The sequence below is a fragment of the Acidimicrobiia bacterium genome (genome assembly GCA_035948415.1).
Classification (GTDB): domain Bacteria; phylum Actinomycetota; class Acidimicrobiia; order IMCC26256; family PALSA-555; genus PALSA-555.
Window position 1 is genome coordinate 1 of record DASZJD010000055.1, and the last position, 21750, is coordinate 21750.

Here is a 21750-nt window from a genome sequence, read left to right on the forward strand (position 1 = left end):
ATCCTGGTCACCGGTCTCGGGACCTACTTCGGCAGCAGGGTGGCGCAGGTCCTCGAGGGCGAGCCCGGCGTCGAGCTCGTCGTCGGCGTGGACACCCGCGAGCCCGTCCTCCCGCTGGAGCGCACGGAGTTCGTGCGGGCCGACGGGTCGTTCTCGATCCTCGAGCGCATCGTGAAGGCGACGCGAGTCGACACGGTCCTCCACACCCACCTCGTGGTCGACTCGACGCAGGTGAGCGGCCGGGCCCTCCACGAGGTGAACGTCATCGGGACGATGAACCTCCTGGCCGCCGCCGGCGCCGCCGGCAGCACGGTCCGCAAGGTGGTGGTGAAGGGATCGACGCTCAGCTACGGCTCGAACTACACCGATCCCTACTTCTTCCGGGAGAACACCCCTCGCTCACGCGGACCGCACACCCGCGTCGAGCGATCCCTGCTCGAGGTGTCCGCGGTGGTCGGCGACTTCGCGGAGGACAACCCGCACGTGACGGTGACGAAGCTGCGCTTCGCCAACGTGCTCGGCGAGCACCTCGAGTCGCCGATCGCCCGCATGCTGCGGCTCCCCCTTGTGCCCGAGATCCTCGGTTTCGACCCGCGGGTGCAGTTCGTCCACGAGGACGACGTCACCGGCGCCATCACGTACGCCACCCTCCACGACGTCGCCGGCATCTTCAACGTGGCCGGCGACGGGACGATGCCGTGGAGCGAGGTCTGCGCCGTGGTCGGCAAGCGGCGGGTGGCGATGCCGCCGTTCCTGACCAGCCTCGCCGCCGAGCCACTGCGCCTGGCTCGCCTCGTCGACATCCCGCCCGAGGTGCTGAGCCTCCTGCGCTACGGGCGCGGCGTCGACTCCTCCCGCTACCGCCAGGCCGGCTTCTGCTACGAGTACACGACCGCCGGGGCGGTCGACGCGTTCGCCCGAGGCTTGCGCCTCCAGACCACCGTCGGTCGGCCCGAGTACCACTACCAGCGGGACGTCGAGAGCTTCTTCCGGCACTCGCCGGCGGTGGTGCGCGAGAGCACCTGAGGTGGCGCTGCACGTCGAACGGCGCGACGGCGTCGCCGTCCTGACCCTCGACGACGCCGGCCGCCGCAACGCGCTCAGCGCCTCGATGGTCGACGACATCGTGGCCGCGGTCGACGACGCCGAAGCCGACGCGACGGTCGGGGCCCTCGTCGTGACCGGGGCGCCGCCCGCGTTCTGTTCCGGGGCCGACACCTCCAGCCTGCGCTCGCTCGGTCAGGGAGACGCGGAGCCGGCGTCGGTCCGCTCGATCTACGACGGCTTCCTCCGGGTCCGCGCCTGCGCCCTCCCGACCGTGGCGGCCGTGAACGGCCCGGCGGTCGGGGCCGGGTTCAACCTGGCGCTGTGCTGTGACGTGCGCCTGGCCGGGACGTCGGCCCGGTTCGACTCCCGCTTCACCCGCATCGGCCTCCACCCGGGCGGGGGGCACACGTGGATGCTCGACCGGGCCGTCGGCCCGCAGGCCGCGGCGGCGATGGCGCTGTTCGGCGAGGCCGTGGACGGGCGCCGCGCCTTGGAGCTCGGGCTGGCGTGGGCCTGCCTGCCCGACGCCGAGCTCGTCGACGCCGCCGTCGCGCTCGCCGCCCGGGTGGCCGAGGCGCCCCACGACCTGCTCCGCGCCGTGAAGGCCTCGTTGCGGGAGGCGTCGGGCGAGCTCGACTTCGACGCCGCCGTCGCCACCGAGCTCGAGCGCCAGGCCGAGTCGGCGCGCCGCGGCTGGGTGGCGGAGCGGCTGGCGGCCCGCCGGCGCTGACGCGTCAGCGCCGGGCGAAGAACTCGGCCTCGAGCTCGTCCCGCCGCGCCGACCACTCCTCGGCGGTGATGGCGTAGCGGACGTGGTCCTCCCACGCCCCCCGGATCTGCAGGAAGCGCTGCGACGTGCCCTCGTCGCGCAGGCCGAGCTTCTCGGCGACCCGGCGGCTCTTGACGTTGCGGGGCACGATGGCCGCCTCCACCCGGTGGAGGCCGAGGTCCTCGAAGGCGAACCGCAGCACCACGGCCACGGCCTCGGGCATGTAGCCGCGACCGGCGTGCTCGAGGTCGATCCAGTACCCGACGTTGGCGGACTGGAACGGCCCGCGCTGGACGCTCCCCAGGCTCACCTCGCCCGCGAAGGCGCTGCCCTTCCGGAGGAAGATCCCGAACCCGTAGGCGGCGTCGAAGTGCCGCTGGCGATCCCAGGCGCCACACCGGGCCTTGAAGGCCTCGGGGTCCGTGATCGGGTCCGGCGCGCCGGGCTCGCCGAGCGGCTCCCAGGCCTCGAGCCACTCTCGGCTGCGGATCCGGACCTCGCGCCACGCCTCCCAGTCGCCTCCCTTCAGCGGCCGGAGCGTGACCCGCGCCCCCGTCAGCACCTCGCTGCGGCGCATCGGCGAAGGTTACCGACGCGCCCGCGCGCCCGTGCCAGGCTGACGGGCGTGCCCCCGCCCGCCGACGGCCGCCTGGTGTGGCTCGACCTCGAGATGACCGGTCTCGACGTCACCCGTCACGTCATCGTCGAGGTGGCGGTGCTCGTGACCGACGCCGGCCTGGAGGCGCTCGACGAGGGCCTCGACGTCGTCGTGCACCAGCCGCCGGCCGCGCTTGCGGAGATGAACGACACCGTCCGCGCCATGCACACCCGGTCGGGGCTGCTGGCCGCGATCGAGGCGTCCGAGGTCTCGCTGCCCGAGGCCGGCGAGCAGGCCCTCGCTTACGTGCGCCGTCACATCCCGGAGCCGGGCACCGCGCCCCTGTGCGGCAACTCGATCGGGGTCGACCGGCGCTTCCTGGACCGCCAGCTGCCGGAGCTCGACGCCTACCTCCACTACCGCAGCATCGACGTGTCGTCGCTGAAGGAGCTGAGCCGGCGCTGGTACCCGGACGCGTTCAAGCGCCGACCCTCCAAGCGAGAGACGCATCGCGCCCTCGATGACGTCCACGAATCGATCGCCGAGCTGCGCTACTACCGGGACACGATCCTGCGACCGGTCGAGCCGCCGGCGCCCACTACCTAGACCAGGTCGCGGAGTGCTCCCAGGATCGTGGTCACGTTCCGGTCGCGCGCCGAGTGGCCCATGAGGCCGATCCGCCACGCCCGCCCCGCGAACTCGCCGAGGCCGGCGCCGACCTCGATGCCGTAGGTCTCGAGCAGCTCCTTGCGCAAGGTGACGTCGTCGGCGCCGTTCGGGAGCCAGGCCGACGTGAGCTGCGGGAGCCGACGGCGCTCCTCGGCGAGGAGCGGGAAGCCGATCCGGGGCAGCTCGTGCTGGAGGCGGGCGCCGACGCGGCGATGGCGGGCCCACGTGGCGTCGAGGCCCTCCTCGAGGACGGCACCGAGGGCGGCGTGCAGCGACAGGATCATCGCGACCGGCGCGGTGTGGTGGTACGTGCGCTGGGACCCGGCGACGTAGCGCTCGATGAGCCCGAGGTCGAGGTACCAGGACTGCGGCGGGGTGGCGCGGCGTCGGACCTGCGCCCGGGCACGCTCGGACAGCGTGAGCGGCGCCAGGCCCGGGGCCACGCCGAGGCACTTCTGGGTGGCGGAGTAGCAGGCGTCGATCCCCCAGGCGTCGACCTCGAGCGGGATGCCGCCCAGGCTCGTGACCGCGTCGACGACGAACAGCGTGTCGGTGTCCGCCAGCGCCGCCAGCGGCGCGACCTCGTTCTCGACGCCGGTGGAGGTCTCGGCGTGCACGACGGCCAGCAGCCGCGCCCGCGGGTGCCGGCGCTGGGCGTCGAGGAGCTGCTCGGGATCGAGGGCACGCCCCCACGCGGCGTCGACCCGCACGAGGTCGGCGCCGCAGCGGCGGGCGACCTCGCACATCCGCTCGCCGAACACGCCGTTCACGCCGATGATCACGGTGTCGCCCGGCTCCACCAGGTTGACGAAGCACGCCTCCATGCCCGCCGAGCCCGTCCCGCTCACCGGGAACGTGAGCGCGTGCTCGGTGCGGAACACGGCGCGTAGCCGCGCCATCGTCTCGTCGAGGAGGGCGAGGAACTCGGGGTCGAGATGGCCGAGCATCGGGCGCGTCAGCGCCGCGGTCGCCTCGGGGTAGGGGTTCGAGGGGCCCGGGCCGAGCAGCAGCCGGTCGGTCATCACCACGGCCCGGCATCCTACGGGGGCCCGCTTCCGCCGCCGGCGGTCGGGCGGGCACGTCAGACGGGGGTGGCCAGCCCGTCCCAGTGCTCGAGCAGCATGCCGACGACCGGTCGAGCCGGTGGGCCCGCGGCCAGCCCGCGCGCGATCTCCGCCGCCGCGCGCGCGACTCGGGTGACGTCCGCGTCCGGCAGCAGGATGCCGGCCCGGTCCGCCGCCTCCTGCACCGCGTGCGCGGCGTCGGCGGCGGCACGGGCGGCGCGGCGGGAGCAGCCGGTGCGACGCAGCAGCTTGTCGATCGCGATGGTGGCGCGCCACCAGTCCACCTCGTCGCAGATCTGCTCGGCGCCGATCGACGTGGCGACGCGACGCAGGTCGTCGCCGGTCATCGACTTCAGCGCGGCCGTGAACCGGTCCGGCGATTCGGGTCGCGTGGTTCCGTCCCCCACCGGGGCATTGTCGGACCGCCGCCCCCGAAAGTGGTGGATTTCCGAGCCGTCAGGCCAGGCTGCGGACCAGGCCGTCGAGGATGTCGTCCTCGGAGACGAGCAGCTCGTCGACCCCGAAGGCCCGCAGGACCGTGACCAGCACCACCGCCCCGCCGACGATGGTGTCGACCCGGCCCGGCTCCAGGCCGGGGTTGTGGCGCCGCTCCGCCGCCGGCTCGAGGGCGAGGGTCCGGAACACGTCCTCGGCCGCGTCGCGGGTCAGCCGGAAGTGGTGGATCCGCTCCCGGGAGTACGGGACGCCCTGCTCGACGGCGGCGATGGTCGTGATCGTGCCGGCGAGCCCGACCACGGTCCGGGCCTCGTGGAGGGCCGGGAGGGCGCGCTCGACGTCGGCGAGGTGGTCGCGCACCACCGACACCGCCTGGGAGAGCTCCTCGGGCGCGGGCGGGTCGGAGCGCAGCCACTGCTCGGTGATTCGGACGCAGCCGACGTCGATCGAGATCGCCGCCTCGGGCTCCCGGGCGCCCATCGTGAACTCGGTCGATCCGCCGCCGAGGTCGACCACGAGGTACGGCGGGGGCTCGTCGGTGAGGCCCCCGGTGGCGCCGATGAACGAGAGCCGAGCCTCCTCGTCGCCGCTCAGCAGCTCGGGCTTCACGCCGAGGGCGGCTCGGGCGGCGGCGAAGAAGTCGCCGCGGTTCTCGGCGTCGCGCGCTGCGCTCGTGGCGCTGGCGCGAACCCTCGTCGCGCCCTGCTCGCGGATCGCGTGCCCGTACTCGTCGAGCACCTCGAGGGTGCGCGCCACGGCCTCCGGTGCCAGCCGACGGGAGGCGTCGACCCCCGCGCCGAGGCCCGTGATCCGCATCCGGCGGTCGCGGGGGACGAGGGTCGTGTCAGCACCGTGACGCTCGGCGTCGGCGACGAGCAGCCGGATCGAGTTGGTCCCGATGTCGACGGCGGCGACTCGCGTCACCCCAGCCGCTCCGCCACCCACGCTCCGACGGGGTCGTCGCCGCCGGCGAGGTGCCAGGCGTAATGGGCGTGGAGGCACTTGACGCCGGCGCGCGCGCCGCCCACCCCGCCGTGGGGCCGCGGCCCGTCCCAGTCGGGCGGGATCGCAGCGTCGCGATCGGCCGCGTACGCGGCGTGGGCGCGGGCGAGGTCGGTGGCGTCGACGGCGGCCTCGGCCGCTCGGACCCCGCCCGCGGCCTCGAGCCGGGCCACGCGGCGGCTGAGCGTCGGGTCGAGGAGCCAGTACCGGGTCGGCATCGGCTCGCCGGCGCGGGTGAACGGCCCGTTGCGCAGCACGAGGGGCGTGCCGACGGCGTCGCGCACGACCACCTCGAAGTCGGCGGTCGGCTCGCGCCCGAGGCCGGCCCGCACCGCCTCCAGATCGGCGGCCGTCATCGCCGCAGTCTACGGAGGGGTCGTCGCGCCGCGCCCGGGCCGAGCCGTCGTCGTCGGCGTGGTCGACGGCGGGGCGGGCACGAGCACGTAGGGCGTCTCGCCTGGCCGCACGAGCCCGTACTGCTCGCGCGCGATCCGCTCGACCGCGGCGTCGCTCTGCAGCTGTCGGGACTGGCGGTCGAGACGGGCGGTCGCGCGCTGCAGGTTGGCGAGGTGCCGCTCGGTGGCGTGGATCTGTGAGCGCTGCTGCAGGAAGGTGCGGGTCGGGTACCCGAAGGCGAAGAGCAGGCCGATGAGCATGAGGCCGCCGACCGTCGCGGCGAGCAGGGCGCGGCGGCGGCGCACCCGGGGCGAGGGGCGACCGGTCCCCGACGGTCGCGCTGGCCCCCGGCCCGAGGGCCGGGCCCGTCGACGGGGTGGGGGCGCGGCCGAGCGGCGCCCGCGGCGCGGCTCAGCCACGTTGCTCATGCCCCCGACCGTCCCCGGCCAGCGCGGCGCCGCCGAGGTACGCCGCGATCGGCCCGAGCTCCTCCTCGATGCGCAGCAGCTGGTTGTACTTCGCGACTCGGTCGGTGCGCGCCGGCGCGCCGGTCTTGATCATCCCGCAGTTCGTCGCCACCGCCAGGTCGGCGATCGTGGTGTCCTCGGTCTCCCCGCTGCGGTGCGACATCACCGCCGTGTACCCGCGCCGGGCACCGACGAGCATCGTGTCGAGGGTCTCGGTGAGGGTGCCGATCTGGTTCACCTTCACGAGGATCGAGTTGGCGACCCCACGCTCGATGCCGTAGCGGAGCCGATCGGGGCTGGTGACGAACACGTCATCGCCGACGAGCTGGAGGCGGCCGAGCCGGTCCGTGAGGGCGCGCCAGCCGTCCCAGTCGTCCTCGGCCATGCCGTCCTCGATCGAGACGATCGGGTAGCGGTCGCACAGCCCGGCCAGGTAGTCGACCCACTCCGAGGCGCCGAAGGTCCGACCCTCGCCGGCGAGCTGGTAGCGACCCTCGGCGTAGAGCTCCGTCGCGGCCACGTCGAGCGCGAGGGCGACCTCGGTGCCGGCGCGGTAGCCGGCGGCGTCGATCGCCTCGAGCAGCAGCGCCAGGGCCTGCTCGTTCGAGGCGAGGTCCGGCGCGAATCCGCCCTCGTCGCCGAGCGCGGTGGCGAGGCCCCGCTCGTGGAGCAGGCGTCGGAGCGCGTGGTAGGTCTCGACGCCCCACCGCAGCGCCTCACCGAAGCTGGCCGCGCCGACCGGGGCCAGCATGAACTCCTGGAGGTCGACGTTCGTCTCGGCGTGCGCGCCGCCGTTCAGCACGTTCAGGAGGGGCATCGGCAGCACGTGGGCGTCGACGCCCCCGACGTAGCGGTAGAGCGGGAGCCCCGCCTCCTCCGCGGCGGCGCGTGCCACCGCCAGCGACGCCGCCAGCACCGCGTTGGCGCCGAGGCGAGCCTTGTTCGGCGTGCCGTCCAGGACGGCCAGCTCGTCGTCGACGAGCCGCTGGTCGGCGGCCTCGAGGCCGGTGAGGGTGTCGGCGATCTCGCCGTTCACGTGCCCCACCGCGCCGAGCACCCCCTTCCCGCCGTAGCGGTCGCCGCCGTCCCGGCGCTCGACCGCCTCGTGGGCGCCGGTGCTCGCCCCGCTCGGGACCTCGGCCCGACCCCGGGCCCCCGACGCCAGCTCGACCTCGGCCTCGACGGTCGGGTTGCCCCGGGAGTCGAGGATCTCGCGACCGACGACCTCGACGATCTCGCTCATGGCCGGCCCCTCGGAGACCCTGTGGCCTGTGTGGTTGGTGTGGCGGGAGCACGAATGTAGTCCTCGCGGCCGCCCCCCGTCCGGACCGGGTCGCCGCTGGGGCCGTCGCCACGCCGCCGTCGGCCCGGGGCCTCCGTACACTCGCCGGCATGACCGAGGTGGTGAGCGGGCAGACGGACGCCGGCGCGGGCTCGGTCGCCGAGATCGGCATCAACCCCTTCGCCCCCGGCTACTTCGAGGACCCCTACGCGCAGTACCGGGCGCTGCGGCGGACGGCGCCGGTCCACCACAGCCCGATGGGGCCCTGGACCATCACCCGCTACGAGGACTGCTCCCGGCTGCTGCGGGATCCCACCCTCTCGGTCGCGGAGCGGAACGCCACCGCCATGCCGCGCAGCGCGGTCCTGGAGGCCGCCGGCTACGAGCGGAGCGAGCGCGGGAGCCGGTCGATCCTGAACCTCGACCCACCCGACCACACCCGGATCCGGCGGCTGGCGCAGCAGGCGTTCACCCCTCGTCGGGTGGAGGCGCTCGTGCCCCGCGTCCAGGCCCTCGTCGACGGGATGCTCGACCGGGTCGAGCCGGACGGCGCGATGGACGTGATCGCCGATCTCGCCTTCCCGCTCCCCTTCGCGGTGATCTCCGAGATGCTCGGCATGCCCGAGCACGACCGGGACGAGCTGCGGGCGTGGTCGCACACGGTCGTGAAGTCGCTTGAGCCCATCGTCGTCCCCGAAGAGCTGGCGGTGATCATCGACGCCGGCGACCACCTCAGCGAGCACATCCAGGCCGCGATCGAGTGGAAGCGCCGCGAGCCGGCCGACGACCTCCTGAGCGCGCTCATCGCGGCCGAGGAGGAAGGGGACCGTCTCTCGCCCGCCGAGCTGCAGGATCAGGTCGCGCTCCTCTACGTCGCCGGCCACGAGACGACGGTGAACCTGATCGGCAACGGCACGCTGGCGCTGCTGCGTCACCCCGACCAGCTGGCGCGACTGCGGGCAGACCCGACGCTGATCGGGAACGCGGTCGAGGAGCTGCTGCGCTACGACAGCCCGGTGCAGTTTTCGCGTCGCATCGCCCTCCAGGACCTCGAGCTCGGGGGTCAGCACATCGAGGCGCACACGTTCGTGATGACGTGCCTCGGCGCCGCCAACCGCGACCCGGAGCACTTCGGGCCCACCGCCGAGCAGCTCGACCTCCAGCGGCGCGAGGCGCCCCACCACATCTCCTTCGGCGGCGGGATCCACCACTGCCTCGGCGCCGTCCTCGCCCGCACCGAGGCCCGCGTCGCCATCGGCACGCTGGTCCGCCGGTGCCCCGGTCTCAGCCTGGCCACGGACGAGCCGCCGTGGAACGGACGCATGATCCTGCGCGGCGTCGACGCGCTCCCCGTCCGGCTCTGACGCGCGCCCGACGGCGCCGTCGCCGATCCCTGAGGCCGTCAGAGGTTGGCCCAGCGGGCGGCGAGCGCCGGCGCGTCGAGCGAGTGGAGGTCAAGCCCGTCGCGGGCGGCGGACCGCTCGAGGGCCTCGAAGCGCTCCCGAAAGCGCGCCGACCACCCGCGCAGCGCCGACTCGGCGTCCACGCCGAGCGCCCGCGCCAGCGCCACGGCACCGGCGAGGAGCTCGCCGAGGGCGACGACGTCGCCACCGGCCCGGATCTGGGCGCACGCGGCCTCGATCCGAGCCAGGGAGTCCGGCGCGTCGCCGGGCTCGAGCCCGACGGCCGCCGCCTTGCGCAGGAGCTTGTGCGCGTAGAGCAGCGAGGGCAGACCGGGCGTGATCCCGGCCACGATCGAGTCGGCCCGCCGCTCCTCCTTCTTGATCTGCTCCCAGTTCCGCATGACCGCGGCGCTCGTGGCTGCGTCCACGTCGCCGAAGACGTGCGGGTGCCGGCGCACGAGCTTGTCGTGGATGGCGCGCTCGACCGCGCCGAGGCCGAAGGCGCCCGCCTCCTCGGCCAGGATGACGTGGAAGATGACCTGGTAGACGAGGTCGCCGAGCTCGTCGAGCAGCCGCTCGTACGCGGCGTCGTCGGCGCGCGCGTCGGTCGGGAGCGTCTCGACGGCGTCGACCACCTCGTAGGCCTCCTCGAGCAGGTAGCGGGTGAGCGAGCGGTGGGTCTGCTCGGCGTCCCACGGGCAGCCGCCCGGGCGGCGGAGGCGGCGGGCGAGCTCGAGCAGCCGCGCCAGCTCGAGGCCGGGGGCCGGATCGGGCAGCCGCGCCGCGACGCTCGTGAGGTGGTCGGGCTGGCGCCGCTGCAGGTCGGCGAGGGGGATCGACTCGACCTGCTCGTCGGGGAGCCCGAGGTGGGCGAGCACGGCGACGGGGGCGCCCGGCTCCATGCGTTCGAGCAGGGCGAGGGCCACGTCGCCGAGCACGAGGCGGTCGTCGACCTGCGCCACGAGCAGCCAGCCGCCGAGGTCGAGGGCGGCGCCGTCGAGGTGGCGCCCGTCGACGACGCGCGCCAGCTCGGTCATGGGGTCGACCCCGAGGCGCGACCAGGCCAGGTCGGCGAACGACAGGCCGGGCACGACCGTGAGCGTCACCGCGCCCTCGCGCTCGGCGTCGCGGAGGAGCGCCACGGTGTGTTCGGCCACGCCGGCGCTGCCGGGCACCGCGTACGCGACCTCCGCGTGCTCGGCGGCGGCCACCAGCTCGTCGACGATGGCGTGGTAGGCGTCGTCGAGGCTCGCGGCCTCGTCGTACCGGCCGTCGAGCGGGCGGAGCGCCAGCCCCTGGGCCGCGAGGTCGGCGACCGCGGGGTGGCGGGCCGTGCGCGCGTACCGGACCGGGGCGCGCTCGAGCGCGGCGCGGGCGGCGGGGAGCAGGAGGTCGGCGCCGCCCGGGCCGAGACCCACGACGACGATGCGACCGGGCATCAGCCGGTCGGCGACGGGGTGGCCGTCCCCGCGGTCGCCGCGGCCGGCGGCACGACTCGACCCTGGCGGCGGTCCCAGCTCCCGTAGCGGGGATCGAGGGTGACGTGGGCGCCCCGGGCCCGGCCGAGGACCTGGTCGAGGGCCACGCTGGCCAGGTCGGCGGTGGACGGCCGGTCGCGCACGAGGATGAGGTGGAAGCCGTACTGGGTCTGGACCGGGCTCGAGACCGAGCCGACGGGCTGGGTCTGGGCCGCCTGCTGGAAGGGGGCGACGAAGCTCTGGCTGTCGAGGCAGCCGAGGTCGCCGCCCTGCGCCGCCGAGGCCCGGTCGGTCGAGCGCTGGCGGGCCAGGGTGGCGAAGTCGGCGCCGGCGGCGAGCTGGGCCTGGATCGCCTGGGCCTCGGCGAGGGTGGCCACGAGGATGTGGGCGACGAAGCGGTGCGACGGGCAGCGCCGCAGCGCGGCGTCCCGCAGCGCCGCCGAGGGGCTGGCGAGGAGGGACCGCTGGAGGACGGCGATGCGGGCGAACCGGGCCCGGATGGCGCTGCGCAGCGACGACGGCAGGGTCCGCACCACCTGCTCGCTGCCGAGCAGCTGGACCGCGAGGCCCTCTCCCTCCTGCCGGTCGGCGGCGGTCACGGCCAGCCGGCGTCGCGCCACCGTCTCGTCGACGAAGACCTGCGCGACGCGCAGCGACAGCCACCCGGCCGCGTAGCCGGAGGTGATGGAGCCGGCGATGGGCGCGAGCGGCGCGCTCCCCGTCTGGCGGATGAGCCGCGCGAAGGCGGCGTTGTCGGCGAGCGCCCGGAGCTCGTCGTCGACGTCGGACTGCGACACGGAGTGTCCGTCGACGGAGAACGCCGGCGCGCCGGTGCCGACCGTGACGTACGCGACGAAGCCACCGACGAGCGCGACGAGGGCGAGCGCGGTGACGAGGGCGGGGAGGCGCTTCACGGCGCCGCGGAGCCTACCGGGACGTCCGTCGCGCGCGGCACCAGCTCCTCGAGCAACGCGGTGAGCGCGCCCGCGACATCGGCCGGCGGCACACGGAGCGGCACGAGCACCTCCTCGGCGCTGGCCTTGGCGCCGGGCACGAGCCGGGCGAGACGGATCTTCTGCGAGTCGCGCAGCGTCAACCCGCGCAGGCGAGCGGCCCCGCCGGTGACGGCGAGGCTGCGGATGCCGAGCCGCACGCACTCGGCCCGCAGTCGCGCCGCGTCGAGGAGCGCGGCCGCCGGTGACGGCGGTGGCCCGTACCGGTCGTCCCACTCGGCGCGGACGTCGTCGACGTCGGTCGGGTCGCGCACGGCCGCGAGTCGCCGGTAGGCCTCCATCCGCACGTCGTCCCGCGCCACGTACTCACGGGGCAGGTAGGCGTCGACGGGCAGGTCGATCGTGACCTCGACCGGCTCCGGGACCGGCTCGCCCTTCAGCTCGCTCACCGCCTCGGTGACGAGCTGGCAGTACAGGTCGAAGCCCACCGCGGCGATGTGCCCGGACTGGTCGGCGCCGAGGAGGTTGCCGGCTCCGCGCAGCTCGAGGTCCCGCATGGCGATGGTGAACCCGGAGCCCAGGTCGGTGAACTCGCCGATCGTCTTCAGCCGCTCGTACGCCTCCTCGGTCAGGGCCCGGTCGCGGGGGTGGAGCAGGTAGGCGTAGGCGCGCTGCCCCCGCCGGCCGACGCGACCCCGGAGCTGGTACAGCTGCGCGAGCCCGAGCCGGTCGGCCCGGTCGACGACAAGGGTGTTGACGGTCGGGATGTCGAGGCCGCTCTCGACGATCGTCGTGCACACGAGCACGTCGTACTCGCGCTCCCAGAAGTCGAGCACGACCCGTTCGAGCCGTCCTTCGTCCATCTGGCCGTGCGCGATCCCGATCCGCGCCTCCGGGACGAGGTCGCGGAGGTGCGCGGCGACGAAGTCGATGTCCTTCACCTGGTTGTGCACGAAGAACACCTGGCCCTCGCGGAGCAGCTCGCGGCGCAGCGCCTCGGCGACCGCGCGCTCGTCGTACTCGCCGACGTAGGTGAGGATGGGCTGGCGGTCCTCGGGCGGCGTGTTCACCATCGACATGTCGCGGATGCCCGTGAGCGACAGCTCGAGGGTGCGGGGGATCGGCGTCGCCGAGAGCGTGAGCACGTCGACGCCGGTGCGCAGCGCCTTGATCTGCTCCTTGTCCTGCACCCCGAACCGCTGCTCCTCGTCGATGACGAGCAGCCCGAGGGCGCGGAACGAGACGTCCTGCGAGAGCAGCCGGTGGGTGCCGATCACGACGTCGACGTCACCGGCGGCGAGGCCGGCGACGACCGCGCGCTGCTCCCGAGCCGACAGGAAGCGCGAGAGGACCTCGACCCGCACCGGGTAGTTGGCGTACCGCTCCCGGAACGTCTGGCCGTGCTGGTTGGCAAGCAGGGTCGTGGGCACCAGCACCGCCACCTGCTTCCCGTCCTGTACGGCCTTGAACGCGGCCCGCACCGCCACCTCCGTCTTGCCGAACCCGACGTCGCCGCACACGAGTCGGTCCATCGGCCGGGGCGCCTCCATGTCTCGCTTGACGTCCTCGATCGCCCGCAGCTGGTCGGGGGTCTCCTCGAACGGGAACGACTCCTCCACCTCGCGCTGCCACGGCGTGTCGGGGCCGAACGCGAAGCCGGGGCTGGCCAGCCGCCGCCGGTACAGGACGACGAGCTCTTGGGCGACCTCGCGCGTGGCGGCCCGCACCCGCGACTTCTGGCGCTCGAAGTCGGCGCCGCCCATCCGGTTCAGGGTCGGCGACTCTCCGCCCGTGTAGCGGCGCACCACGCCGACTTGGTCCGACGGCACGTACAGCCGGTCGGCGCCCCGGTAGGCCAGGAGGAGGTAGTCGCGGGCGACGCCGCCGATCGCCCGCTGCACCATGCCGCCGTATCGAGCCACGCCGTGGACCTGATGCACGACGAAGTCGCCGGGTTCGAGCGCGTCGTAGAGGTCGGCGGAGCGACGGGCGCCCCGTGGGGCCCGGTGCACCCGACGCCGCCCGGTGAGGTCGGCCTCGGCGATCAGCGCCAGGCGCGCGTCGGGGAGCACGACCCCGCGGTCGAGCGGCGCCACGGTGACGCCGACCGCGCCCGGCGCCACGACGTCGCGGCCCGCTTCGACCCCGTCCTCGGCCAGGATCTGGGTCAGGCGGTCGCGGGACCCGCGCCCCTCGGCCGCCAGCACCACCCGGTAGCCGTCGTCGGCGAGGTCCCGTACCCGACGTGCGAGCCCCGCCCGCTCGCCCGCCAGCGGCGCGAACGCGGTGCCGGCGAGGTGCGCGGTCTCGGGCCGGTCGGGGGTGGCGAGCACCGCGGTGGCGCCGGCATCGGTGTGGGCGAGCACGCGCTCGAAGGGCAGCGACAGGCGCGGGAACTCGCCGACTGCGCCCCAGGTCTGGGCGAGGGTGGCGGCCAGCGCGGCCTCCTCGTCGAGCAGCTCGCGAGCCCGGTCGCGCAGCCGCGTCGGCTCGCAGAGCAGCACGAGGGCGTCGTCGTCGAGCAGGTCGGGCAGGAGCCGCTCGTCGGGCGTCAGCCACGGCAGCCACGACTCCATCCCGTCGAAGGTCTGGGCGGCGGCGAGGCGCTCCCACTGCTCGGCGCCCCACGGGGCGGCGCGGACGAGCGTCTCGGCGCGCGCTTGCACCTCGGGCGTGGGCAGGAGCTCGCGCGCGGGGAACACCTGCAACGCGTCGAGCTCGTGGGTCGAGCGCTGGTCGGCGACCGCGAACGCCGACAGCCGGTCGACCTCGTCGCCCCAGAGGTCGATCCGCACCGGGTGGTCCTCGGTCGCGGGGTAGACGTCGACGATCGAGCCCCGCACCGCCACCTCGCCCCGGGCCTCGACCTGGTACTCGCGCCGATAGCCGCGGGCGACGAGCGACGCCAGCAGCTCGTCACGGTCGAGGACCTGCCCGGCCCGCACCTCGATCGGCTCGACGTCCTCCACGTGGGGCCCGAGCCGCTGGACGAGGGCGCGGACCGGGGCGACGACGATCCGAGGCGTCGCCGACACGCCGACGCGGAGCCGCCACAGGACCCGCAGTCGCCGGCCCATGGTCTCGAGGGAGGGCGAGACCCGCTCGAACGGGAGGGTCTCCCAGGCCGGGAACCACTCGACCGCCTCCCCGCCCACGAAGCAGGTCAGGTCGTGGGCGAGCCGCTCGCCTTCAGCGCCGGTCGGGACGGCGACGAGGATGGGGCGTCGGGTCGAGGCGTCCGCCAGCGCGGCCACGAAGAGGGCTCGGCCCGCGGCCGGGACCGCCACCGTGGCGGCGCGCGCGACGGTGGCGCGCACGCTGTCGTCGTCACGGAGCAGCGGCGGCAGTGCAGCGAGGGGGGCGATCGGGTCGGGCACGGGCGCGCGTCGACGCCGGGAACGCGGGCGCGTCCCGGGGTCGCGGCGAGCCTACCGACCGGCGCGCCGCCCCGACCGCGCTCGAGCCGGCGGCGCGACGGCCCGGGGCGACCGGTCCGGCGCCCGCTACGGTGACCCGATCCGTGCCCACCGCTCCGTCCGCCGCGCCTCGGCCGCGCCCGCGGCACGCGTGTCCGCCCAACGGGCGTCCGGACGGGCCCGACGAGCGACCCTGCCTCGCTCGGCGCACGGCGAGTGGCGGGTGCCGGCGGGGCGGCCCGACCCGCTGACCCTGCTCTCGGCGCAGAACCGGACCCGGCTCCCGCAGCTCGTCCCGGTCCGGTGGGCTCGGATGCTGGCGTCGCCCTTCGGGTTCTTGCGCGGCGCGGCGGTGGTGATGGCGCACGACCTCGCCGAGACGCCGACCACCGGGATCACGGTGCAGGCGTGCGGGGACGCCCACGTCGGCAACTTCGGCGTCTTCGCCTCCCCCGAGCGCGACCTGCTGTTCGACGTCACGGACTTCGACGAGACCCTCCCGGGCCCGTGGGAGTGGGACGTCAAGCGGCTCGCGGCCAGCGCCGTCGTGGCCGGCCGCGACGCGGGGATGACCGAGCCGACGTGTCGGGCCGCGGCCGAGACCGGGGTCCGCGCCTACCGGCGGGCGATCCAGCACTTCGCCTCGATGACGGCGCTCGACACCTGGTACGCGCGGGTGGACGTGACCGCGACGGCTCGACTGCGGGCCGGCCACGCCCGCACCGACCTCAGGGCGCTGTTCCGCAAGGCGCGCGGCCGCACGTCGGCGACGGCGCTGCCGGCGCTCGCCGAGCTGTCCGGCGATGGCGACTGGCGCATCGTCGACCACCCGCCGGTCGTGTCCCACGACGGTGTCGGCGAGCACGCCGAGACGCTGCGCCGCCTCTTCGACACCTACCGGCACAGCCTCAGCGACGACCGGCGTCTGCTCCTCGAGCGCTTCGAGCTCCGGGACTTCGCGCTCAAGGCCGTCGGGGTAGGCAGCGTCGGCACCCGCTGCTTCGTGGCGTTGCTCGAGAGCGACGTCGGCGAGCCGCTCTTCCTCCAGGTCAAGGAGGCCTCGCCGTCCGTGCTCGCCGTCGGCGGCGCCGGCCCCGTCTCCGGGGGCGAGGGCCGGCGGGTCGTGGCCGGGCAGCGGATCATGCAGGCCGACAGCGACATCCTCCTCGGGTGGGCCCACGCCGGCGGCGACGACTACTACGTCCGACAGCTGCGCGACGAGAAGGGGTCCGTCAACTTCGCTCGGATGCGCGCCCGCGCCCTACGCGACTACCTGACGCTCTGCGGCTGGACGCTGGCCCGCGCCCACGCCCGCGGCGGGCCGGCGGCGGCGATCGCCGGCTACCTGGGTCGGGCGCGGAACTTCGACCGGGCCGTCCGCCGGTTCGCGGTCGCGTACGCCGACCAGACCGCCCGCGACCACGCCGCCCTCGCCGAGGCCGTCCGCGACGGTCGCATCGAGGTCGCCGGGGTCTGAGGGCCGGTCACGCCCCGGCGGCGCGGCGGCGGTCGCGGCGGCCGGGGCGCGGCGGGTCGTCGTCTCCGGCCAGCGAGCCGCGGTACCGGCGGGCGTCGAGCATGCTCAGCCCGGGCAGGAACCGCAGCTCGAGGAGAAAGAGGACGATGCCGGCGGTGGCGAGGGCGAGGAGCGGGTAACCGGCGCCGGCGACGACGCCGATCGAGGTGGTCGCGAGCACCGCGGCCGCGCTCGTGATCCCGCGCAGGGTGCCGGCGGCCTGGCGGAACACGAGCGCGGCGCCGATGAAGCCGACCCCGGTCACCACGCCGGCGATGGCGTTGCCGGCGCTCTTGCTGACCGCGATGGTCGAGATCGCCGCGGCGGCGGTGCCGATGAGGGCGTAGGTGCGGTCCCCGGCCGGCCCGCGGCGCAGCTCGCGCTCGAAGCCGATCGCGAAGCTGAGCCCGAAGGCCAGGGCCACGCGGCCGATCAGCTCCAGCTCGCTCGGCACGGCGCCATGGTGTCGGAGCCGGCGGCGCCCGTCCGGGACCCTCGCGCGCCCGGCTCAGGGCGCCGGGTCGGCCTGCCCGCTCGTGCCGTTGAACCGGTTCATCGCCGCGGCGACGCCGTCGGTGGCGATGACCTCGACGGCGTCGGCGGCCTGCTCGAGGGTGACGTCGACCTCGGCCCGCTCCCGCTTCGAGAATCGCGAGAGGACGTGGTCGGCACCCCGCTCCTTCGACGACGGCTTGCTGACGCCGATCCGCACGCGCACGAAGCCGTCGCTGTGGAGGTGCTCCTTGATCGAGCGCAGCCCGTTGTGGCCGGCGAGCCCGCCGCCGACCTTCACCCGGAGAGCCGCCGCGGGCAGGTCGAGCTCGTCGTGCACGACGACGAGGGCCTCCGGCTCGACGCCGTAGCGGCGGACGAGCCGGCGCACGGCGTCCCCCGAGTCGTTCATCCACTGCTCGGGGACCGCCAGCGCCACCCGGGCGTCGCCGATGCGCACCTCGTCGGCGCGGGCCCGCTCCTTGCCGGCCCGGAGGCGCCCGCCGTGACGGCGGGCGAGGATCTCGACCACCTCGGCGCCCACGTTGTGGCGGGTGCGCGCGTATTCGGCGCCCGGGTTCCCCAGGCCGACCACGAGGAGGTCGGCGGGCGTCCCGGTGCGCGCCGGCGGTGTCCCCCGCCGCCGCAGCACCGGCTACTCCCCGCCGCCCTCGTCGCTGGCCGCGGGGCCCTCGCCGGCGGCCTCGCCGGCCTCGCCGGCCTCGCCCTCGGCGGCCTCGGCCTCGGCCGCCTCGGCCTCGGCCTCCGCCTCCTCGGCGGCGGTGACACGCGGCGCGACGACCTGCGCGATGAGCGTGTCGGGCTCGATGGTGGGGCGCGCCCCGGCGGGCACCGCGAGGTCGCTGAGCCGCACCTGGTCGCCGATCTCGAGGGCGGACACGTCGGTCTCGATGGAGGCGGGGATGTCCTGCGGGCGGGCCTCGATCGGGAGGCCGAAGACGAGCTGCTCGAGCAGGCCGCCGTTCCGCACGCCCTCCGGCTCGCCGACGAGGTGGACCGGCACCTCGGCGGTCACGGCCACGTCGGTGCGGACCCGGATGAAGTCGACGTGCACGAGGTCGCCTCGGGTCGGATGACGCTGCACCTGCCGGGCCAGGGTCAGCTGGTCGTCGCCGTCGAGTCGCAGCCGGATCAGGGTGTTGGCCCCGTGGGCGAGGATGTGGGTGAGCTCGCGGGAGGGGACCGTCACCGCCACGGTGTCGCTGCCGAGGCCGTAGACGACGGCGGGGACGAGCCCGGCGCGCCGGAGCCGACCGGCGGGCCGGGAGCCGCGCTCGGCTCGGGGCTCGGCGGTGAGGGTGGCTTCCTCGGCCATGGCCGGACTCGCCTTTCGACTTGGGAACCGTCCATTGTGCTCGGCTCGTCGCCGTCGGGCCAAGCGCGCCCGGCGGCGGGCGGCGGGTCAAAGGCGCCAGCGCCGCTCGGCGTGGCGGACCTGCTCGTGGAGACGGTCGGGGATCTGGAACGGGGGGCGGCCGCCCCGGTCCTGGGCCTCGAAGCCGTGCAGGAACGAGGCGGTGAGGTGGCGGGTCAGGTCCGCGACCAGTCGGTGGTGCTGCTCGACGCGGTTGAACAGGTGGAAGGCGCGCCGCAGGGGGCCGAGGAGGAGCGCGGTCCAGCCGCCGCGGCGGATCCCGTTGATGCCGGCGACGGTGTCTCCGCAGTAGTAGCGGATCAGCGAGACCGGGAGGCTGCGCATCCCGGGCAGCCGGATGCTGCGCTGGAGGGCGCCGACGAGGGCCGCAGCGAGGTACGGGGCGTCGAGGCTCGGGCGCTGCTGTCGTCCGCGGATCAGGGCCTCGAGGGCGCGGGCCTCGTCGAGGCCGAGGGGGAGCAGATCGGACCGGATCCCGAGCAGCTCGCCGACGACGCACCACCGGTGCAGGTACGCCTCGGCGTCGGCCCGGTCGCACCCGACGCCTTGGAGCTCGAGCGCGTCGAACACCGCGGTGGTGAAGCTCAAGAGCGTGCCCAGGAGGTCCTCCTGGTTCAAGGGGGTGCCGCCCGGCACGTACCAGCGGCGGGGCGGCCGCGGACCCTTGCCGTAGGCCAGGGCGGCGTCGCGGGTTCGCTCGACGCCCGGGCCGTGGAGGATCAGGTACCGGACCGCGGCGTGCATGAGCCGGACCCGGCGGATGGCCCGGTACCCGTCCGTCCCGACGTCGAGGCCCTCCGGGCTCATCGCGTCGATGATCATCTGCGCCGTCTCGTAGACGCGGCGCACGGGATCGGTGACGAGCTGGGCGGTGAGCGTCAGGACCCGCGCCCCCCGCGCGCCCGCGTAGGCCTCCGGGAGCGAGGCGCAGAAGAGGGTCGAGCCGATCTCGATCCCCTGCAGCTCGAAGAAAGCGGCCGCACGCGCCAGCTGGGCCGGGTCGCGCCACGAGGGCAGGGGTGGCTCCTCGGCGAGGTAGGCGTCGATGACCGACGGCTGTGGCGCCGTGCCGGCACCGGGGTGCCGGCCGATGGCGGCGACGAGGTGCCACGGCGTGACGTCGGGGTGCTGGGCGGCGTGCTGCTCGATGACCGCGTCGGCGGGCCGGTCGCCCTCGATGCTGAGCTGGTCCAGTTGCGCCGCGGTGATCGTCACGCCGGGGCGATCACGCGCTCGCCGGACAGCCAGGCGTGGCCCTCGCCGGCGACGGTGGCGGGCGCGCCGCAGAGGGCACGGGAGGCCTGCATGCCCGACATGACGGTCGCTTCGACGCAGCCGAGGTCGAGGCCGGTGTGGGTCCAATCGCCCGCGAAGACCAGGTTCTCCCACTCGCTGTCCCCGGGGGCGAGGCGGTACTGGAGGCTGCCGGCCGGGCTCAGCACGTAGCGCTCGCTCGGCGCGAAGTTCGCGCGCCAGAACTGGGCCTCGAAGCGGTCCTCGCCGCGCGCGCCGTCGGGCGCGACGAGCAGGCTCCAGTCGAAGCCCGAGCCCCGGTGCGCGTCCGGCCACAGCACGCCGCTCGCGTCCCGGAGGAACTCGATCGCAGCGTCGCGGGCCCGAGCCGTGGTGACCGCCGGCGTGTCACCGGGCCGGTCGGCGAGGACGCCGCAGAAGTAGCCGATGCTGGCGGCCTCGGCGCCCCGGGGCCAGTCCTCGACGGGGAGGAGGTGGCTCATGTCGCAGTAGGTGTCGAGGGGCTCGACGTAGGTGGAGGAGATGTACGGGCCGAGCGACCATCCGAGTGCGGAGAGGGGGACGCGCATCCACACCTGGAAGGACTGGGTCATGACCGTGGCGGCGTGGCGGACCATCGCCGCGAAGCGCGGCCGGCGGGTGTCGGCGAGCAGGTCCGCGCACAGCGGCGGCAGCGCCGCGACCGAGATGGCGAGCACGACGCGGTCGTAGTCGACGCCGTCCTCCAGGCGCCGCGGCTCGGGCGCCGGACCGTCGTCGGTCTCGAAGTCGACACCGGCGGCGGCGAGCGCGGCGCCGTCCTCGAGCTGGTCCCAGCGGGGCTCGGTGGGCCAGCACGGGAGACCGTCGACGTCCACGAGCGGGTCGTACCGCGCGCCGACCGGCCGGGCCTGCCGGACGAGGCTCACGGTGCCGATGCGGGCCCCGTTGGCGGAGGGGCTGAGGCCGGTGACGCGGTGGAAGAGCTCGAAGCGCACGCCGCGCCGGCGCAGCACCTCGTAGAGCGGCGCGACGACCGCGTCGCCCATGCCGGCCATCATCCGCCAGGACAGCGCGCCCTTGTAGCCGAGCAGCTGCCGGACGGTCCACAAGGCCCCGACGCCGGCGGCGAGGTTCGGCGTGGCGGTTTCGCCGTCGAGGAAGGCGAAGCCGCCGCAGTAGCAGGCGCGCACGAACGGGCTCGCCAGCGTCACCTCTTGGGCCCCGTGGTCGCGCAGCCAGGCCCGAAGCTCGATGCCGTTCAGCGGGTCGAAGCCGCGCTCGTGGACGTCGTCCTCGACGATCCCGATCATCAGCGTCGTCGCCAGGTCGAGCTGGGTGAACCACTGCCGCAGGCGGTCGTCGTCGAGGTGGGGGGCGACGGCGTGGCGCCACACCCAAGAGCGGAACCCGTCGAGGAGCAGCAGGAGCGCGTGCCGGTGCGCGGCCTCCCGGGGCAGGTGCGGGTGCGCGATCCGCACCCGGCACAGCTCCCGCGCGATCAACAGCATCACCTCCTCGGCGGCATGGGTCGCGTGCTCGACCGCGACGCCGACCTCGTCGGCGACGCGGCGGGCCCAGTCCGGGAGCGCGGTGTGTCGCTCCTCGACGGCCTCGCGGCGGCGCTCGAGCCACTGGTCCCAGCCGAGCGTCACCGCCCGCATGGCCATCTCCCAGAAGTCGGGGATCGGGGTGCCGTCGCCCGGGACGCGGTCGTTGGGCGGGAACAGCAGCCGGTACGGAACCCACGTGCCCCCGTAGTCGTCCCAGAGGACGCCCTCGCCCCGGGGCTGGAAGGCCTCCTCGACCGTGGCCAGGCGGGCGCCCGGAGGCCGGCCGAGCTCGGCGTAGCAGGCGCGCATGAGGGCGAAGGCGTTCTCGTACTGGCCGAACCACATGTGGAGCCCGTGCTCCTCGATGCGCGACCCCTGCGCCAGGTTCCGGCCGCTCGCGCACTTGCCGCCGAGCCGCCACCCGTGCTGGTAGACGGTCACCGCGTGGCGAGCCCGCAGCTCGGGCGTGCTCGTGAGCTCGAACGCGGTGGCCAGCCCGGCCACCCCGCCGCCGAGGATCGCCACGCGCACCCGCTCCGACGCCGCCACGACCGGCCCCC

The 21750-nt window shown here is 75.1% G+C and carries 20 protein-coding genes; 5 read left to right on the forward strand and 15 right to left on the reverse strand.

Translation table 11 applies throughout. The features are described 5' to 3' along the window. Both VG869_07715 and VG869_07720 read left to right on the forward strand, forming a co-directional pair. Positions 1 to 1026: NAD-dependent epimerase/dehydratase family protein (locus tag VG869_07715; GenBank protein HEV3451077.1), on the forward strand; the 1026-nt coding region annotated here is incomplete at its 5' end. Between the two features lies 1 nt (position 1027). Next, the gene (locus VG869_07720; GenBank protein ID HEV3451078.1) at positions 1028 to 1777 is read left to right on the forward strand and encodes an enoyl-CoA hydratase; all 750 of its coding nucleotides are present in this window, start codon (positions 1028 to 1030) and stop codon (positions 1775 to 1777) included. A gap of 4 nt (positions 1778 to 1781) precedes the next feature. On the opposite strand, the gene VG869_07725 is transcribed toward VG869_07720, so the two are convergent. Further along, positions 1782 to 2393, reverse strand: coding sequence for a GNAT family protein (locus tag VG869_07725; GenBank protein HEV3451079.1), 612 nt, complete (start codon positions 2391 to 2393; stop codon positions 1782 to 1784). Between the two features lie 48 nt (positions 2394 to 2441). On the opposite strand from VG869_07725, the gene orn reads away from it, so the two are divergent. Further along, complete coding sequence (gene orn / locus VG869_07730) at positions 2442 to 3020, forward strand: oligoribonuclease (GenBank protein HEV3451080.1); 579 nt, start codon at positions 2442 to 2444, stop codon at positions 3018 to 3020. Here the strand turns inward: orn and VG869_07735 are convergent. From VG869_07735 to eno, 6 genes are all read right to left on the reverse strand, one after another. Then, positions 3017 to 4105 carry an alanine--glyoxylate aminotransferase family protein gene (locus VG869_07735; protein HEV3451081.1) on the reverse strand — a complete coding sequence of 363 codons (1089 nt, stop codon included), beginning with the start codon at positions 4103 to 4105 and terminating at the stop codon, positions 3017 to 3019. The two genes, orn and VG869_07735, sit on opposite strands and share 4 nt — an antisense overlap. 59 nt (positions 4106 to 4164) lie before the next feature. Further along, positions 4165 to 4554: a hypothetical protein gene (locus VG869_07740; protein HEV3451082.1), complete on the reverse strand. Its 390-nt coding sequence runs from the start codon at positions 4552 to 4554 to the stop codon at positions 4165 to 4167. Positions 4555 to 4603: 49 nt separating this feature from the next. Then, on the reverse strand, positions 4604 to 5527 hold the full coding sequence (locus tag VG869_07745; protein HEV3451083.1) for a Ppx/GppA phosphatase family protein: 924 nt from the start codon (positions 5525 to 5527) through the stop codon (positions 4604 to 4606). Further along, on the reverse strand, positions 5524 to 5961 hold the full coding sequence (locus tag VG869_07750; GenBank protein HEV3451084.1) for a DUF501 domain-containing protein: 438 nt from the start codon (positions 5959 to 5961) through the stop codon (positions 5524 to 5526). Before VG869_07750 ends, VG869_07745 begins: the two co-directional genes overlap by 4 nt. Before the next feature lie 9 nt (positions 5962 to 5970). Next, the gene (locus tag VG869_07755; protein HEV3451085.1) at positions 5971 to 6306 is read right to left on the reverse strand and encodes a septum formation initiator family protein; all 336 of its coding nucleotides are present in this window, start codon (positions 6304 to 6306) and stop codon (positions 5971 to 5973) included. A 106-nt stretch (positions 6307 to 6412) separates the two neighbouring features. Beyond that, positions 6413 to 7711 carry a phosphopyruvate hydratase gene (eno, locus tag VG869_07760; protein ID HEV3451086.1) on the reverse strand — a complete coding sequence of 433 codons (1299 nt, stop codon included), beginning with the start codon at positions 7709 to 7711 and terminating at the stop codon, positions 6413 to 6415. Between the two features lie 149 nt (positions 7712 to 7860). On the opposite strand from eno, the gene VG869_07765 reads away from it, so the two are divergent. Next, the gene (locus VG869_07765; protein ID HEV3451087.1) at positions 7861 to 9114 is read left to right on the forward strand and encodes a cytochrome P450; all 1254 of its coding nucleotides are present in this window, start codon (positions 7861 to 7863) and stop codon (positions 9112 to 9114) included. A 38-nt stretch (positions 9115 to 9152) separates the two neighbouring features. Here VG869_07765 and VG869_07770 read toward each other — a convergent pair whose 3' ends face one another. Genes VG869_07770 through mfd form a run of 3 tightly spaced genes read right to left on the reverse strand, consistent with a single transcriptional unit; the run spans position 9153 to position 14961 of the window. Beyond that, positions 9153 to 10592, reverse strand: coding sequence for a MazG family protein (locus tag VG869_07770; protein HEV3451088.1), 1440 nt, complete (start codon positions 10590 to 10592; stop codon positions 9153 to 9155). After that, positions 10592 to 11545 (reverse strand): peptidylprolyl isomerase, encoded by a 954-nt coding sequence (locus tag VG869_07775; protein HEV3451089.1) that lies wholly within the window; start codon positions 11543 to 11545, stop codon positions 10592 to 10594. Before VG869_07775 ends, VG869_07770 begins: the two co-directional genes overlap by 1 nt. After that, complete coding sequence (gene mfd, locus VG869_07780; GenBank protein ID HEV3451090.1) at positions 11542 to 14961, reverse strand: transcription-repair coupling factor; 3420 nt, start codon at positions 14959 to 14961, stop codon at positions 11542 to 11544. The genes VG869_07775 and mfd overlap by 4 nt, the downstream gene beginning before the upstream one ends. A 262-nt stretch (positions 14962 to 15223) precedes the next feature. Here mfd and VG869_07785 point away from each other — a divergent pair, with 262 nt between their 5' ends. Beyond that, complete coding sequence (locus VG869_07785) at positions 15224 to 16477, forward strand: DUF2252 domain-containing protein (GenBank protein HEV3451091.1); 1254 nt, start codon at positions 15224 to 15226, stop codon at positions 16475 to 16477. Between the two features lie 7 nt (positions 16478 to 16484). Here VG869_07785 and VG869_07790 read toward each other — a convergent pair whose 3' ends face one another. The 5 genes from VG869_07790 to VG869_07810 form a co-directional block, all read right to left on the reverse strand. After that, positions 16485 to 16970: an MgtC/SapB family protein gene (locus VG869_07790; protein ID HEV3451092.1), complete on the reverse strand. Its 486-nt coding sequence runs from the start codon at positions 16968 to 16970 to the stop codon at positions 16485 to 16487. A 54-nt stretch (positions 16971 to 17024) separates the two neighbouring features. Continuing rightward, positions 17025 to 17660, reverse strand: coding sequence for an aminoacyl-tRNA hydrolase (gene pth / locus VG869_07795; protein ID HEV3451093.1), 636 nt, complete (start codon positions 17658 to 17660; stop codon positions 17025 to 17027). A gap of 3 nt (positions 17661 to 17663) precedes the next feature. Further along, positions 17664 to 18344 carry a 50S ribosomal protein L25 gene (locus VG869_07800; protein ID HEV3451094.1) on the reverse strand — a complete coding sequence of 227 codons (681 nt, stop codon included), beginning with the start codon at positions 18342 to 18344 and terminating at the stop codon, positions 17664 to 17666. 87 nt (positions 18345 to 18431) lie between these two features. Further along, positions 18432 to 19619: an oxygenase MpaB family protein gene (locus tag VG869_07805; GenBank protein HEV3451095.1), complete on the reverse strand. Its 1188-nt coding sequence runs from the start codon at positions 19617 to 19619 to the stop codon at positions 18432 to 18434. After that, positions 19616 to 21739, reverse strand: coding sequence for an NAD(P)-binding protein (locus VG869_07810; GenBank protein ID HEV3451096.1), 2124 nt, complete (start codon positions 21737 to 21739; stop codon positions 19616 to 19618). Before VG869_07810 ends, VG869_07805 begins: the two co-directional genes overlap by 4 nt. Between the last annotated feature and the right edge of the window lie 11 nt (positions 21740 to 21750).